The 14,686-nt window shown below is 52.3% G+C and carries 13 protein-coding genes; 12 read left to right on the top strand and 1 reads right to left on the bottom strand.

Features of this window, described 5'->3' with window-relative positions; genetic code table 11:
- Window positions 1-201: 201 nt before the first annotated feature.
- Window positions 202-1,464, bottom strand: coding sequence for an oxidoreductase (locus DG177_RS12960; RefSeq protein WP_108811860.1), 1,263 nt, complete (start codon window positions 1,462-1,464; stop codon window positions 202-204).
- A gap of 71 nt (window positions 1,465-1,535) precedes the next feature.
- Between DG177_RS12960 and DG177_RS12955 the strand changes: the two genes are divergently transcribed.
- The 12 genes from DG177_RS12955 (at window position 1,536) to DG177_RS12900 (ending at window position 14,586) form a co-directional block, all read left to right on the top strand.
- On the top strand, window positions 1,536-1,928 hold the full coding sequence (locus DG177_RS12955; RefSeq protein WP_108811859.1) for a MerR family transcriptional regulator: 393 nt from the start codon (window positions 1,536-1,538) through the stop codon (window positions 1,926-1,928).
- Between the two features lie 34 nt (window positions 1,929-1,962).
- Window positions 1,963-2,904, top strand: coding sequence for a helix-turn-helix domain-containing protein (locus DG177_RS12950; protein WP_108811858.1), 942 nt, complete (start codon window positions 1,963-1,965; stop codon window positions 2,902-2,904).
- Between the two features lie 95 nt (window positions 2,905-2,999).
- Window positions 3,000-3,749, top strand: coding sequence for an SDR family NAD(P)-dependent oxidoreductase (locus DG177_RS12945; RefSeq protein WP_108811857.1), 750 nt, complete (start codon window positions 3,000-3,002; stop codon window positions 3,747-3,749).
- Window positions 3,750-3,834: 85 nt separating this feature from the next.
- The gene (locus tag DG177_RS12940; protein WP_108811856.1) at window positions 3,835-4,494 is read left to right on the top strand and encodes a VTT domain-containing protein; all 660 of its coding nucleotides are present in this window, start codon (window positions 3,835-3,837) and stop codon (window positions 4,492-4,494) included.
- 151 nt (window positions 4,495-4,645) lie between these two features.
- Complete coding sequence (locus DG177_RS12935) at window positions 4,646-6,319, top strand: FAD-dependent oxidoreductase (protein WP_108811855.1); 1,674 nt, start codon at window positions 4,646-4,648, stop codon at window positions 6,317-6,319.
- A 162-nt stretch (window positions 6,320-6,481) separates the two neighbouring features.
- Window positions 6,482-7,096 carry a peroxiredoxin family protein gene (locus DG177_RS12930; protein WP_337658818.1) on the top strand — a complete coding sequence of 205 codons (615 nt, stop codon included), beginning with the start codon at window positions 6,482-6,484 and terminating at the stop codon, window positions 7,094-7,096.
- A 211-nt stretch (window positions 7,097-7,307) separates the two neighbouring features.
- Window positions 7,308-7,658, top strand: coding sequence for a MerC family mercury resistance protein (locus tag DG177_RS12925; RefSeq protein WP_108811853.1), 351 nt, complete (start codon window positions 7,308-7,310; stop codon window positions 7,656-7,658).
- A gap of 25 nt (window positions 7,659-7,683) precedes the next feature.
- Window positions 7,684-9,879 (top strand): TonB-dependent siderophore receptor, encoded by a 2,196-nt coding sequence (locus DG177_RS12920; protein WP_108811852.1) that lies wholly within the window; start codon window positions 7,684-7,686, stop codon window positions 9,877-9,879.
- 44 nt (window positions 9,880-9,923) lie between these two features.
- Entirely contained in the window at window positions 9,924-11,084 is a 1,161-nt protein-coding gene (locus tag DG177_RS12915) for a heparan-alpha-glucosaminide N-acetyltransferase domain-containing protein (RefSeq protein WP_108811851.1), read from the top strand.
- Between the two features lie 156 nt (window positions 11,085-11,240).
- A complete protein-coding gene (locus DG177_RS12910; protein ID WP_337658817.1) occupies window positions 11,241-11,903 on the top strand; it encodes an ABC transporter ATP-binding protein in 663 nt (220 codons plus the stop codon).
- Window positions 11,900-13,336 carry a DUF3526 domain-containing protein gene (locus tag DG177_RS12905; RefSeq protein ID WP_108811849.1) on the top strand — a complete coding sequence of 479 codons (1,437 nt, stop codon included), beginning with the start codon at window positions 11,900-11,902 and terminating at the stop codon, window positions 13,334-13,336. The genes DG177_RS12910 and DG177_RS12905 overlap by 4 nt, the downstream gene beginning before the upstream one ends.
- On the top strand, window positions 13,336-14,586 hold the full coding sequence (locus DG177_RS12900; protein WP_337658816.1) for a DUF3526 domain-containing protein: 1,251 nt from the start codon (window positions 13,336-13,338) through the stop codon (window positions 14,584-14,586). Before DG177_RS12905 ends, DG177_RS12900 begins: the two co-directional genes overlap by 1 nt.
- Window positions 14,587-14,686 lie beyond the last annotated feature (100 nt).

Genomic DNA, 14,686 nt, shown 5'->3' with positions numbered 1-14,686 from the left:
CCCCTTGTGCCAATTGTGAGACAGGATAAGTCAAGCACCGGGGAAGTGTATAGTCCAAATGAACTACTCCAACACCTTGCAATCGCACTACGCCCTTTGCTGACAGCTCTGCTATTCATCGTAGCTGACAAGGGCATTTAGCAATACGCGGATATCGCCATCTCTCCCCCCGAAACGGCCTCCCCCTATCCAATGCCCTTGTCAATTCTCCCTTTGATTCCGCCAACGGCGGTAGCGCTTCAACCGCTTGTTGGTCCGAAATCGATCTCCAACAAGGGCAAGTAATGGTGAGATATTTGGTTTTGGATTCAGATCTTTCGCAAGCCGCTCCAACTGTGCCTTGGCAACCGCCATGGTCGCTACTCCAGCAAGGGTTGTGTTTTTCCATTTGACCTCGGGTATAGCCACGTCGACTTTTTCTGCATTCAACCAGTTATTGGGCAATTCCGGATCAAAGGCCAATGCCCTGGCCACGCCAAGCATATCCACAGCGGAGCCTGCCTGCTCGTGATCCAGTGCTTTCTGGGCAACCGATAAACGCCGGATCCCACCGGTGATCATGATCGGCATTTTTGCCACCGCCGATATCTCCTTGGCGAAGTCAATGAAGTACGCCTCCCGTAGACCCGTACTATCTTGCGATGCTCTGCCCTGCATCGCCGGACTCTCATAGCTGCCACCGGATAGCTCAACGAGATCAACCTGCATGTCGTTAAGCTGCTCAACCACCCATTTTGCATCCGATTGATCAAATCCACCTTTTTGAAAATCCGAAGAGTTCAATTTGACGGAAAGACAAAAATCGTCCGATGTCCTCGATCTGACCCTTTCCACCACAGCGAGGAGAAGCCGGGCACGATTTTCCAATGTGCCTCCCCATTGATCCGTTCTTTTGTTCGTCAGCGGCGATAGAAACTGATTGATCAAATAGCCGTGCGCTGCGTGAATCTGAACACCGGTAAATCCTGCTTTTTCAGCCAGAGAAGCGGTTTCGGCAAAGCGTTCGATAATGGTTTCAATTTCCCCCTCTTCCAATGCTCTTGGCTTCGCAAAGAGCTTTGAATAGTCGCCGAGATCAACGGGAACATCCGAAGCTGAAACAGCGTCCTCTCCCATATTTGCATAGACCTGACGCCCAGGATGATTGATTTGCATCCAGAACTGCCCCCCGCCCGACTTGCCGGCGGTCGCCCAGCGCTGAAACGACACTAAATCGGTGTGTTTTTCCAGCACGACGCCTCCGGGCCCGGTCAAGGCATCCGCCGCAACCATAACATTCCCGGTCAGCAGCAATCCGGCGCCGCCTTGGGCCCAGCGCCGATACAGGCGGTTAAGCCTTTCGCCCGGAAGTTGACCAGCGTCACTCAGATTTTCTTCCATTGCCGCTTTGCATATACGGTTGGGGATGGTCGCTCCATTCGGGAGGATAAGCGGTTCGAACAAAGGATTTGCGATTCCAGTCACTATATTTGCTTTCTGGTCTATTGTGGATTTGGGTGCTATAAACCTTGAACCAATGTTAAAGGTCAAGCCAAATGAAAATTGGTGAACTGGCGAAGCAAACCGGTGTCACAACATCCCGGATTCGATTTTACGAACGCCACGGTTTGTTGCCCAAGGCAACGAGGCGAGACAATGGTTATCGGGATTATGGCCATGACATGGTTGAAAGACTTCGGATCATCGGCCTGTCCCAAAGCCTGGGCTTTTCCCTATCCGAGATTCGGGGGATATTGCCGAGTTCAATTGAGGAACAATTGAGTTGCGACATGATTATCGACGAGCTTGGTAAGAAACGGGAAAATGTCCAATTGCATATCACGAAGCTAAAGAAACTCAGTCATCGGATTGATGCGGCGATTGAATATTTTCATGATGTCAAATCAGCCGGAGACAAAGCCAAAACCGATGTGTTGATGAAACTCTGAATGGCATTTTTGAAAAATAGTCTGGATTGACAATATGACCAATTTTGCAAGTTCCGCACTGTTTAATCTGATTGCAGGTCAGTTGAAATCTCAGGGCCTGGAAGCTGCGAAGCCGATTGGATTTGAAGGCAAAACGGAAGCCGTCTCAAAACGTGACTTGTTGAATGTGGCAATGCGCTCATTGGGACCATCATCCATTTTCAAAATTGGTCAAGCACTCAAAACTGTTGATTTTGATCCCACGCTTGAAGTGCTTTTGAATGCTTGCGATGGACATGACCTTATCGATCGCTGGACGAGACTAGAGCGCTATTTTCATGGCCGACATAGAGTCAGGGTGATTGATCAGTCTTCTTTCAGCGTAACACTTGAACATTTTTCCACCGACGAAACTCTGCCAACCACTGGGGAGGATCTGGTTATTTCCGGACTGATCGCCAGCTTGCTGCAATTGGTGGGCTGCGGACAGCTCATGGCCCGAATAGGCCAAGCATCAACACTGGTCATGAAAAATGACGCATTTGTGAGCAGCGATGATGAGTGGAGAAATCTTCAGGAAACCGGCGACACCCGTATCTGGCAATTTGACTGGAAAGAAGAGCATAACCAGTCTTCTGCAGCACCGAGTGCGGGTCAGAACGATAGCACGTCAGATAATGATTCGATTGTGGATCGGATCACCCAATTGCTTGGCAATGATCCCGGCCGGAACTGGAAAATTGATACGGCGGCGACCATCATCGGTCAGTCCAAAAGAAGTTTGCAGCGCATGCTCCAAAAGGAGAATGAAACCTTCCAAAAACTGCTTCGTCGGTCGCGCGCGGAGGCAGCGGCTTCCATGATATTGAGTGGCCGAAGTGACTATGCTGAAATCGGCTACGCCTCCGGATTTGCTGATCAGCCTCACTTTAATCGTGAATTCAAACTGAGATATAATATGCAGCCATCTGAATATCGGACCCTGGCTAATAACTAACAGCCAACCGATAAGATTGGCGCGTATATTCAATACAAGGGAAAAATGATCGTCCAGTAGTTCGACCATAGAAAAATAATCTGTGGATCGAAAAAATGGACTTGAACGGTAAAAAAATTCTCATCACCGGTGGAGCTCGAGGAATCGGCTTGGAGTTGCTGCAAACATGTGTCGACGCTGGAGCACAGGTCGCAATTTGCGGTCGCAATGAACAGACCATCGACAAAGCGCGCGTGCAGCTCGATCGCGATATTCTGGGTATCACCGCCGACATTGGCGATCCGGGAACCCCGCAATTTCTCTACGATAGAATCCAGTCCGAATGGAATGGTCTGGACATCCTTATTAACAATGCGGCTATCCAGCAGGATCTGGATTTTATCAATAATAGTTCAGACCAGCTCCTCGAAAAAATCGCTGATGAATTTACCATTGATCTTATTGCGCCTGTTAAGATTTGCGCTGCTCTGATGCCTTTGTTGAAGCGCTCTGATGATGCGATGATCGTCAATATCAGTTCTGGCCTCGCCCTCGCACCGAAAGCGGCAGCGCCCGTATATTGCGCAGCCAAAGCCGGACTCAGCAGTTTCAGTCGCAGCCTACGCTATCAGGCCCAAAAGGACGCTCCGCACATCAAAGTGGCCGACGTGATCTTGCCCATTGTCGCAACCGATATGACTGCGGGACGTGGCAATAACAAAATGATGGCTTCAGGTGCGGCGCAATCCATTGTGCATGGCATTCGCCGCGAAAAACAGACCATCCACGTCGGCATCGCGAAGCTCTTTGCATGGATTATGCGTGTCGTCCCGAGCCTGGGCTATCGCATCCTTCGCGGAACATAGAGCTTTAGCGCGGCCAGATGGAACAACAGAAACCGAATCGAATATCCCTCAATTTGATATCCCGAAATTCTAAAAGGAAGTCACAATGAAATCTTTACTCAAAGTCATGCTCATTCTCGGTGCTATATTTGCATCCACGTTCATTTTAGGCCGGGTATTGGGGATCTTGACGGTAGAAAACGTCCAGTTCTGGCTGGAACAGGCCCAGACCGTAGACCCTTTATATGTCATCGGAACCGTTGTGCTGCTTCTCTTCATCGATCTGTTTGTTGCGGTTCCCACGCTTACGATAATGATATTGGCCGGCTATTTTCTGGGATTCCCTGCTGGTGCGGCAACCGCATTTACCGGATCGGCTATGGCTGCCTTTGCCGGCTATGGCCTGAGCAGAAAATGGGGAGATCGGGCCATTGGTTTTCTGATCAAGGATGAAAAGCAGCGAACCGAGCTGGAAGAAGCTTTCTATCGCAACGGCCCGGTGATGATCACTCTCTCGCGTGCAGCTCCAATAGTAACCGAGGTAACGGCTTGCATGGCTGGCGCGACCCGGATGCCATTTTGGCGATATGTTCTGTTCTTCTCGATCAGTACACTGCCCTATGTGCTAATCGCTACTTACGCCGGATCGATCAGCAGCCTGGAAAACCCAAAACCCGCTATCTTTGGAATGCTGTTTCTCTATCTGTCTCTCTGGATCGGTTGGTTCTTGTTCCGCAGATCGCAGGGCATGACTAAGCGGGTCTAAGCTTTTTATATGCGCATGAGAGCATGATAAGGACAAAGGTCAGTCATGTTGTGAAACTGCCAAATGTAATCGATCAACACTGTGGGGTTGATTATTCAGCACAGTTCCATAGCTAGTTACATTGGCTATCCCGCCAGCAGGAATCACAATCATGGCCGTCCCTCCCCCTGACGTAAACTATACTTTGTCACCCGCCGAGTTGGAACAACTTAAGCCCTATGGCGAGATCATCCATCATGAGACCGGTGACGTTCTCATCCAAGAAGGCGCGCGCAATCTGGATTGTCTCGTCACGCTTTCCGGTCATACCGATATCATCGCCGAAACATCGGAAGGGACGCGAAGACTGGGATGGATGGAGGCAGGCCAGTTTGCCGGCGACATTACCGTTCTTACCGGGCAGGCGTCATTGGTCCGGGTGGAAATGGGTAACGCCGGAGAAGTGCTCCACATTCCGCACGACAAGTTCAAACGCGTGCTGGTTGAAAATTCCGGACTGTCGGATGTTTTTGTGCGCACATTCACCGCCCGCCGTCAATTCGGGCATGAATCGGGCATGAGCACGGTCGTTGTTATAGGCGAAAGCTATGACCGCGAGACTTTTGTTTCCCGCAATCTGCTCGCTGTACACGGTGTCCCCCATGTTTGGCTTGATCCCACAGGGGATGCGTTGGCCGATCAAGTGATGCGCGCACGTGGTGTTGACGCGGCTGATCTGCCCGTGGTCCTGCGCGGCGCGTCTTTGGTGATGAAGAAGCCGAGCCTTTCGAATTTGTCCGAAGCTTTTGGACTTGATTTGCTGCCCGATGGCGCATGCGCGGATGTTATCGTCGTGGGTGCCGGGCCTGGTGGTCTTGCGTCATCAGTCTATGCGGCATCAGAAGGACTGTCTGTGCTGACACTCGACATTCGCGGTCCCGGCGGACAGGCGGGTACATCTTCCAAAATTGAAAATTATCTCGGCTTTCCGATGGGCATTTCCGGACAGGAACTAGCCGACCGCGCTTCCATCCAGGCCCAAAAATTTGGTGCACGCATTGCCGCGCCAGTGAAGGTCTGCTCCCTGGATCGCAATGGCGATGACTACCGCCTCAGTCTTGAAGATGGACGCAAGCTCAATAGCAGAGCTGTGGTGATCGCCACAGGCGCACAATATCGCAAGTTGCCACTCGACAAGCTTGAGCAGTTTGAAGGGCGCGGGATCTATTATGGCGCCACAGCGATGGAGGCCCAGCTGTGCAGGGGATCGGAAGTGGCGATGGTCGGTGCTGGGAACAGCGCAGGGCAAGGTGCCGTGTTTCTGGCCAAGACGGTTAAGGCTGTGCATCTCGTCTATCGCCGCGAGGATATTCGCGAAACCATGTCGGAATATCTGGTTAGACGGCTAGAAGAGACACCGAATATTCATCTCCATCCCGCCAGCAAGATTGCGAAATTGCACGGCGAGGAACGGCTCGAAGCCATTGATCTTGAAACGAGGGGTCAGCCGGTGCGCCTGGAAACGCCCTTTGTCTTCCTGTTCTTAGGCGCGGCCCCGTTCACCGAATGGTTGCCCAAAGACATGAGTTGCAGCGAAACCGGATTTGTCAAAACCGGCGCGGATTTGGCCAATCTCGACCTGGTCAAGGCTGGATGGCCATTAGAGCGCATGCCCACACGGTTCGAAACATCCTGGCCACGCATCTATGCAGTCGGCGATGCCCGGGTTGGCTCCGTCAAACGCGTCGCCTCGGCGGTCGGCGAAGGTTCGGTCGTGGTCAGCGATATACACGCAGCCCTGTCGGAAACGGACGCGGCCGCACCAGCGGAGAGCAAGGCGGTCTAGCAGCTCGGTCTTGCTCCAATCCGTTGATACCGGGTTGCTCCCGAAGCCAGCCATTGTGAAACAAATCATGGTTTTGTAGTTGGTGGAACGTGGCTATCACATGGTTCCAAGAAAATGGCTGTGTTCTGCAACAGGGAGAATGGGATGCGAGTAGAGATGGATATGAGCCGGACAAAGATCTTGCCCCTGTTGATCGGGCTAGCCTGTGTCGCATCCTGTTCTGCAAACGACACGGACAATCAGGCGTCTGCGGTGAACGCTGCGGATTTGGAACAGAATAATGTCGTCTTTACGTCAGATGCAGGATTAGATGTCGGCGCCAAAGTTCCGCTTAACATTACAGTAAAGCGGAATGAGGTCGAAACCACGCTGGGAGAAATCCTGAAGGATGGGCCTATTATCTTATTCTTCACCCGATCGGTTGAATGGTGTGGATTTTGTCAGGTTCAGCTCAAAAATGTAAATCAGATCACGGACGATATCGCCAAACGTGGATACCGAATCTGGGCACTCAGCTACGACGAGCCAGCGGTCCAGCAGAAATTTATCGAAGACCAGAAGATCGGTTTCGCTCTCTTGTCGGACGCATCTTCTACCTTGATTGATGGTTTCAGACTTCGCGATCCGCAATTTACAGAAGGTCGTGCGGAAGGTGTGCCCATCGCAACGGTGATGCTGATCGATACAGATGGCAGAATAGAATCAAAAACAGTCTCCGGTGTCCATGATATTCGACCAACCAACACAGAGATTTTGGAGTTTATTGATTCGAAATAGAGGCGCTTGCCGCAAAAATTCAGGCGCATGAGCAGACCTGACAGATGCGTATTGCATTTGCTGGGTTTCAACGATCCGCATTTATGGTCTTCGCCGTTATCTGCGATACATCCACTGCTCCCCACTTTTCGTCCACGAATGATCTGAAAATTCGTTGACTCAGTTAACTTGCGACAATATTGAGACGTTATAACATTACACGGATTCTCCAATGCAGCCTGCTTTTTACAAAGATCGTGCAGCAATTGCACTTAGCGCCGCATGTGTTGTGCACTGCATCGCTTTACCTGTCCTGGCCGTATCATCTCCTTTCTTAGCAGTCGTTGCACAGGCGGAATGGCTCCATTGGACCATGGTTGTGATGGCCGTGTTTGCTTCGATGAGTGTCCTGATGTCTTCACCATCGGCGCGCGTTCCAGCATTTCTGGTTCCAGCCGGATTTGGCGGCCTATTCATTACAGGCGCTTTGTTCGCAGAGCATTTCGGCATGGAAGACACATTGCCAACAATCATCGGGGGCGGACTGATCGCCTCCGCTCATATTTATCGAATCTACAAATAACGACAGTAAATACGGGGACCCCTCAATGACATTTTTGAATAATTCGGTATCAGCTTCGGCATTGGCGCTTACCATGCTTATGGCCACTCCATCTCATGCCCAAAGCGATGGTGAGAGCGCCGCAGAAGATGCTTCATCCTCTATTATCGTGACTGGCCTTAGACAGGCTTATCGCGGGGATTTTGATACGCTCGAAACACCGCAAGCCGATCAGATCATTGATAATGAAACACTGGTAAACTCAGGTGCACAAGACTTGGTCAGTGCCCTTGATCTGTCTGCATCGGTCGCGCGGCAAAATAATTTTGGCGGATTGTGGAATGCATTTTCGGTTCGCGGCTTCTCTGGTGACATCAATCTGCCGAGCGGCTTTCTGGTCAACGGCTTTAATGCCGGGCGCGGTTTTGGCGGACCGCGTGACATTGCCGGCATCGAATCCGTCGAAGTCCTGAAGGGGCCGCGATCAGCGCTGTTCGGACGAGGCGAACCGGGTGGTACGGTCAATATCGTAACCAAGCGCCCTGAGTTCACAACAACCGGCTATATTCGCGGTACCATCGGAAGCTGGGAACAATATCGCATCGAAGGCGATGTTCAGACAACAATAGGTTCCAATGATGAGCTCGGCATTCGGCTGGTCGGCTTTTTTGAAGATGCGGAAAGTTTTCGCAAAACGGTCGAGACAGAGCGCTTTGGTCTTTATCCGTCGATAACCTGGAAAATCGGTGAGGATACCAGAGCAACCTATGAGCTGGAGTATACAAGGCAGGACATTCCTTTCGATCGCGGCGTCGCATTTACCGAGGAATTCGGTTTCACACCGCGCCGGACTTTTGTGGGTGAGCCCGGTGATGGCCCGATTGAGACGGAGGTGCTTGGCCATCAATTCGAACTCCAGCACGACTTCTCAGAAAACTGGAGCCTGCTGACAGGTATTGGTTTTCGGGAAACTTCCCTGATCGGCAATGCGTCAGAAACGAATTTCGAAGGCCGTCAAACCTTGTTCGAGGATGGACGCACCCTTTCCCGTTTCTTCCGCTTTCGCGATTTCGACTCCGAATATCTCGTCCTCCGCGCAGAACTTGCGGGCGAGTTCAAAACGGGTTCCCTGCGCCATCGACTGCTGATCGGTGCGGACTATGACCGTTTCGATAACAGCCTTTTCATTCAGCGTTTTCGTCCCGGCTTCTTCCCTGCCGGGACGGATATCAACACGCTGGACCCAGCAGAATATCTGTTCCTTGACGTGTTCGATCCTGTTTATGGCCAATTTCCGCAGCCCGTGCCCGGACCGAATACCGATCGCGAAGAGCTGCTCAAAGGGTTCGGGTTCTATATCCAGGATCAGATCGACATTACGGATCGCCTGCAAATCCGGTTGGGTGGGCGGTTTGATGATTTCAAGCAGGACCTTACCAATCTGCGCGCCACACCGGCGACTACAGTCACAAGCAAGGACACGCGTTTCTCGCCACAAGTCGGCGCTGTGTACCGCATTGATGACGGGCTAAGCATTTACGCCTCCTATGGTGAGGGTTTCCGCCAGCAGACCGGCTCCGACTTCCAAGGCAACCAGTTCGATCCGAATATAACCGAATCCGCTGAAATCGGAATAAAGGCCGATCTGGGCAGCTATTTCAGCGGCGTTAATGGCGCCGTCACGCTTACCGCGTTTCAAGTGGATCAAAGCAATATCCTCGTGAATGATGACCGGCCGGAAGCAGTGGACGCTGGCTTCTTCTCGATCCCCGCCGGAGAGGCGCGCAGTCGCGGCATTGAGCTTGATGCCAATCTGGCGTTTGACAGCGGTCTGAGCATCTGGCTCTCCTACGCCTATACCGACGCGGAGTTCACCAATAGCAATCCCGATGCAGATTTTGGCGCACTGATTGAAGACGGCGATCCGCTGATCAACTCACCGGATCATCAGATCAGTCTCCTGGTCAGTCAGTCCTTCAATATAGGCGATGTGCCCGCGCAATTGGGCGGCGGAGTTCTCCATGTCGGTGAACGGCTCGGCTGGACGGGTTTCGACTTCTTCTTAGCCGATTACACCACCGTCCGCCTTTTCGGGGAAGTAGAACCAATCGAAGGCGTCTCGCTTCGCTTCGATGTCGACAACCTGTTTAACGAGACATTCTACACCAATTCCTTTGCAGATGTCTGGGTTGAGCCGGGTGCACCGCGCCGGTTCCGGTTCACGGCATCCTATTCCTTTTAATCGAGAGGTTCAGACAACAGTCTTTTCAGTTAGCTTTGAAAGCCATGACCAAAGAGCAAATACCAGCATCACGAATTGCCTCAATTGACATCATGCGAGGCCTGGTCATCATTCTGATGATGCTCGATCATGTGCGCGAGCGATTTTATATGCATGTGCGGACGGGTGACCCGATTGCCGACACGATAGAGCCAGATCTCTTCTTCACGCGTATGCTGACGCATTTGTGCGCGCCCGTTTTTATCTTTCTAGCGGGCATGTCGGCTTGGCTCTACGCGCACCCGCGGGAAGGGGAATATCGTTCACCCTCTAAGTTTCTTTTCAAGCGTGGACTGGTCATTATTCTGATCGAGCTGTTGCTCTATTATCTAGTCTGGGCGGACAGCTTTCCAAACTATCTCTTTCTGCAGGTGCTCTGGGCCATTGGGCTTTGCATGGTTGCCTTGTCTGTAGCGTGTCGCTTCAATTATTGGCTGATCGGTGCATTGGGTTTTCTGATCATTTTGGGGCATAATTTTCTCGTCCCGATCAATTTTCAACCTGGCGAGCTTGGCTATGTCCCATGGGCGATCCTTCATGATGGTGGCGAGTTGGGGCAGATCGGTCCGCTTACAATCAGCCTGTCCTATCCAAGTCTGCCGTGGTTTGGCGTGATTCTATTGGGCTATTTTGCTGGACCTCTGTTCGCGCGATCCACGGCAGCTTTCACGCGGCGGCGATGGCTCATCGGCCTTGGTGCCTCATGCCTGGCTCTCTTGCTCGTCCTGCGCGGGCTTAACATTTACGGCGAGACCATCCCTTGGTCGGTGCAAGAAACAACCATAGAGACGGTGATGTCGTTCATCAACTTCACCAAATACCCGCCTTCGCTCGACTACATACTTCTCACGCTCGGCATAGGTCTGCTGATGCTCGCCGGGCTCGAGACAGTCAAAAAGCAAAACTGGGCACTGGATCTGATGCAGACATTCGGGTCCATTCCGATGTTCATCTATGTGCTCCACCTTTATGTTCTTTTGGCAGCCTATTGGATCCTCTACACAATATTCGGCGCAACCCAGGGCGAACGCTATGGCTTGGACAGTGTATTCTGGATCTGGGTTGGCGCGTTGGTGTTGATCGCGGTGCACTATCCGATCGCAAAAGTCTTTGCCGCCTACAAGCATCGCGAAAAGCGCAACAAACCTTGGCTGAGCTATTTCTGATGGCGCGCTTTCCCCAACTAGCATGGGCCTCCCAATCAAGCATCTTGCTCGGTACATCTCCTGACCAATTTCACTCCTTAAGCAACGGAAAGCAATATTATGACCTCGCCACTTGAAGCCCGCTCCCTCTCATTGAATCGTGAAGGAAATGCTGTCTTGAACGATGTTTCCTTCGCGGTTGCTGAAGGGGAAATTTTCGCTTTGCTTGGAGGCAACGGAGCAGGAAAATCGAGTACCCTTCTTACCTTTCTGGGCTTTCTGGATCCTTCCGGCGGAGAGGTTTTGGTCAACGGCAAAGGCGTCGGCAAGGATGTTGCGTCCGCGCGATCAGCAATTGCATATTTGTCCGAGGCAGCGGCGTTGTATGGCCACATGACCGCCTATGAAAATCTCGATTACTTTCTTGATCTGGCGGGAAAATCAGCAAGCAAAGCGGACTATGACGAAGCGCTGAAACGGGTTGCGCTTCCAGAGGAAGCCAGTTCACGACGTTTGCAATCCTACTCGAAAGGCATGCGGCAAAAAACAGCGATCGCGCTTGCACTATTGCGCGAAACTCCGATCCTATTGCTTGATGAACCAACCTCCGGTCTGGATCCGGTTGCCATCGATGAGTTTCATGATCTGGTAAAGGATCTGGCCAGTGCTGGTCAGACCATATTGATGGTGACCCATGACGTCTACGGCGCATGCCAAGTCGCAGATCGGGTTGGATTGCTGCGGCGTGGTCAGTTGGTCGGCAGCTTTGCCGCAGAGAATGGAAAGCGAATTGACACGGAAACCGTGCACGCGGCCTTTGCCGAGCGAGAAACAGCATGAGTATAATGTTCAGGATTGCCAAAGAAGAATGGCGGCTTTGGCTGCGTTCAAAAGTGATCGTAGTTGCGACACTGATTGTCGCAACGCTGCTAGCGGTGACCAGCATGCTTACGGTCAACCGCGTCGCTAATGAACAGTCGCAACGTCTGGCGCAGCAGGTCGCGGCTGAAGAAACCTTCTTCGCCCAACCGGATCGCCATCCGCACCGCATGGTCCACTATGGCCACTACGCTTTTCGTCCTCCTCCTCCGCTGGCGGCCTTCGAACCCGGTGTCGATGCGGTAACCGGCCAATCGATCTTTCTCGAAGGGCACCGGCAAAATACAGCCATGTTTGCTGATACCAAGGCCGCCGCCGATCTTGGCGGTTTTGCGTCCCTGACGCCGGCAAACCTGTATCAATTGCTCCTGCCATTGCTTCTCATCGTGTTGGGCCACGCCTTGTTGCTGCGCGAACGTGAAAGCGGTACTTTGGCCGTGATCCTGGCGCAGGGCCAGTCAGGTGTATCGCTAGCGATGGGCAAGGCGCTAGCGTTGCTCGCTGTCATTGTAATATTCATGCTGCCGCTGATTGCCGTCGCAGCCCACTCGGTTGTCCAAGGAGAGAAGGCACTGGCAGCGGCCTCGCTTGTGGGCAGTTATTTCCTCTATCTATGCGTCTGGGGTGCCATCGTTCTGGCTGCATCAATCATTCTAAAACAACGCGCCGTTTCGCTCGGTGCGTTGATATTCATATGGCTCTTCGCAGCACTGATCGTGCCACGCTTTGCGATCAATGCCAGTAGCGCGGCAATTGATGCCCCAGGGAAGATTGAAAGCGACCTTGTGATGCTCGCCGAGCAGCGCAAACTGGGCGACGGCCACAACGCTGCGGACCCAGCTTTTCAGCGACTGCAAAAAGAGGTGCTGGAGCAATATGCTGTGGAAAATGTTGAAGATTTGCCGATCAACTGGCGCGGTGTTGTCGCTTCCTTTTCCGAAGCTGAACTGACCGATCTTCTCAACAGCTATGCCGAAAATCGTATGGAGCGGGAGGCGAACCAGTCAGGGCTTTTCAATCTGTTTGGCCTTGCGTCACCTACTATTGCTGTTGGCTCTGTATCGCGCACCCTTGCCGGTACAGATCTCGCAACGCACCATCGTTTTTTGCGCGAAAGCGAAGCTCTTCGCTTTGATTTTGTCCAATCTCTCAATGCAGTCCATGCCAATGAATTATCTTACGCGGATGATCTCAATCGTAGCAGCGATCCGGAGGCCGAACGCCGAACAAGGGTCAATTCCGCCGCCTGGCGCGTGCTCGACGAATTTCGGTTCGCGCCAGATAGCGCTGCAGACAGAGTCAACCGCGCTTCATTTCCCTTTGCGATGCTTATGACGTGGCTCATTCTCGTTAGCGCAATCGCATTTTTTGCAGCACGGAAGGTGCGTGTCTGATGGTTAGAGATATGTTTAGAGAGATACGTTTCCTTGCCAAGGATCGCGGCGCGCTATTCTGGCTTGTTCTGGCGTTTGTCCTGTCCATCATTTCAGTCGCATTTGGCGTTGCGGAAGTCCGCGACCAGCGACAAACTATTGCGGAGCTTGTGGAGGAAGACAGGGCCGACCGGATCAATGCGCTGAAAGGGCAGGAAGATTGGGGCGGTGCTGCCTATTATGCCTTTCATCTCACCTATGTCCCGCCGTCCGAATTTGCCTTTGCAGCCTTGGGTCAACGTGACAGCAGTCCCTGGAAAAACCGTGTGCGCATGCTGGCACTTGAGGGCCAGATTCATGAGGCGGACACCAGAAACGCCGATTTCGGTCTGGTCGGACGGTTTGACTTCGCCTTTCTCGCAGCGTCCGTAGCGCCGCTGCTTCTGATATTGTTACTCTATGACCTACGTTCGGCCGAACGAACAGCAAGGCGTCATGACCTGCTTGTGGCCACAGCAGGGGCTTCCAGAAACCTCTGGTTGCCCAGAGCGCTGGTTCGGGTGGTGGCTTTGTCCCTCCTATTGTTGATACCGCTATGGGCCGCATCGGTAGTGGAAGGTGCATCACTTGGCTTCACAATCCAAGCCAGTGCCATCCTGGTTGGCGCTCTTGTGTTGTGGTGGCTGATCATTGAACTGATCAGCCGGATTAACGCTTCTTCGTCTGTCCTGCTTACTACAATGATCGGATTGTGGCTCGCCCTGGCGATTATAATCCCGGCACTTTCCAAAGCCGCAATTGAAGCCCGTCAGCCATTGCCGAACGGCGGTGAGATTTTGCTGCTTCAGAGAGAAACGGTGAATGATGCCTGGGATCTGCCCAAGGAAGCAACGATGACCGCATTTCTCGAAGAACATCCTGAATGGCGCGAACATGCAACGATTGAACAGCCCTTTGAATGGAAATGGTATTATGCTTTCCAACAGCTTGGTGATTTGAAGTCCAAACCCCTGGTAGATCAATATCGGTTGGCTCGTCTGGCGCGCGATCACGAGGCAGGTCTGCTAGCATTTCTCTCACCAACCTCCCTTGTCGAGCGATCGTTCGAGAAACTGGCGGGCACGGATGCAGCCTCCATGATCACCTATGAGGATTCGGTGCGCGATTTTCATGCGGAACTAAGAAGGTTTCATTATCCGCTGCTCTTCAAGGATGAACCATTTGATCGGGACTTGCTGGAGGACCTTCCGGGTTTCGTCCCACCATCCTAAAGGTGCTCCTGCATGATGACGACGAAATCAATCAGTTCTCGCAACTATTTTGGTGGTTTTCGACGATGTGATTTTGGTTGCATCAGTGTCTGCTATATCC

This window comes from Sphingorhabdus sp. Alg231-15 (genome assembly GCF_900149705.1).
GTDB lineage: Bacteria > Pseudomonadota > Alphaproteobacteria > Sphingomonadales > Sphingomonadaceae > Parasphingorhabdus.
Note: the sequence above shows the minus strand (reverse complement) of the source record. Positions and strands in the feature narration are given on the sequence as shown.

Bases quoted from the DNA above. Each gene is read 5' to 3' on its own strand.
- DG177_RS12955 (WP_108811859.1), top strand. From the start codon at position 1,536: ATGAAAATTGGTGAACTGGCGAAGCAAACCGGTGTCACAACATCCCGG.
- DG177_RS12950 (WP_108811858.1), top strand. From the start codon at position 1,963: ATGACCAATTTTGCAAGTTCCGCACTGTTTAATCTGATTGCAGGTCAG.
- DG177_RS12945 (WP_108811857.1), top strand. From the start codon at position 3,000: ATGGACTTGAACGGTAAAAAAATTCTCATCACCGGTGGAGCTCGAGGA.
- DG177_RS12940 (WP_108811856.1), top strand. From the start codon at position 3,835: ATGAAATCTTTACTCAAAGTCATGCTCATTCTCGGTGCTATATTTGCA.
- DG177_RS12935 (WP_108811855.1), top strand. From the start codon at position 4,646: ATGGCCGTCCCTCCCCCTGACGTAAACTATACTTTGTCACCCGCCGAG.
- DG177_RS12930 (WP_337658818.1), top strand. From the start codon at position 6,482: ATGAGCCGGACAAAGATCTTGCCCCTGTTGATCGGGCTAGCCTGTGTC.
- DG177_RS12925 (WP_108811853.1), top strand. From the start codon at position 7,308: ATGCAGCCTGCTTTTTACAAAGATCGTGCAGCAATTGCACTTAGCGCC.
- DG177_RS12920 (WP_108811852.1), top strand. From the start codon at position 7,684: ATGACATTTTTGAATAATTCGGTATCAGCTTCGGCATTGGCGCTTACC.
- DG177_RS12915 (WP_108811851.1), top strand. From the start codon at position 9,924: ATGACCAAAGAGCAAATACCAGCATCACGAATTGCCTCAATTGACATC.
- DG177_RS12905 (WP_108811849.1), top strand. From the start codon at position 11,900: ATGAGTATAATGTTCAGGATTGCCAAAGAAGAATGGCGGCTTTGGCTG.
- DG177_RS12900 (WP_337658816.1), top strand. From the start codon at position 13,336: ATGGTTAGAGATATGTTTAGAGAGATACGTTTCCTTGCCAAGGATCGC.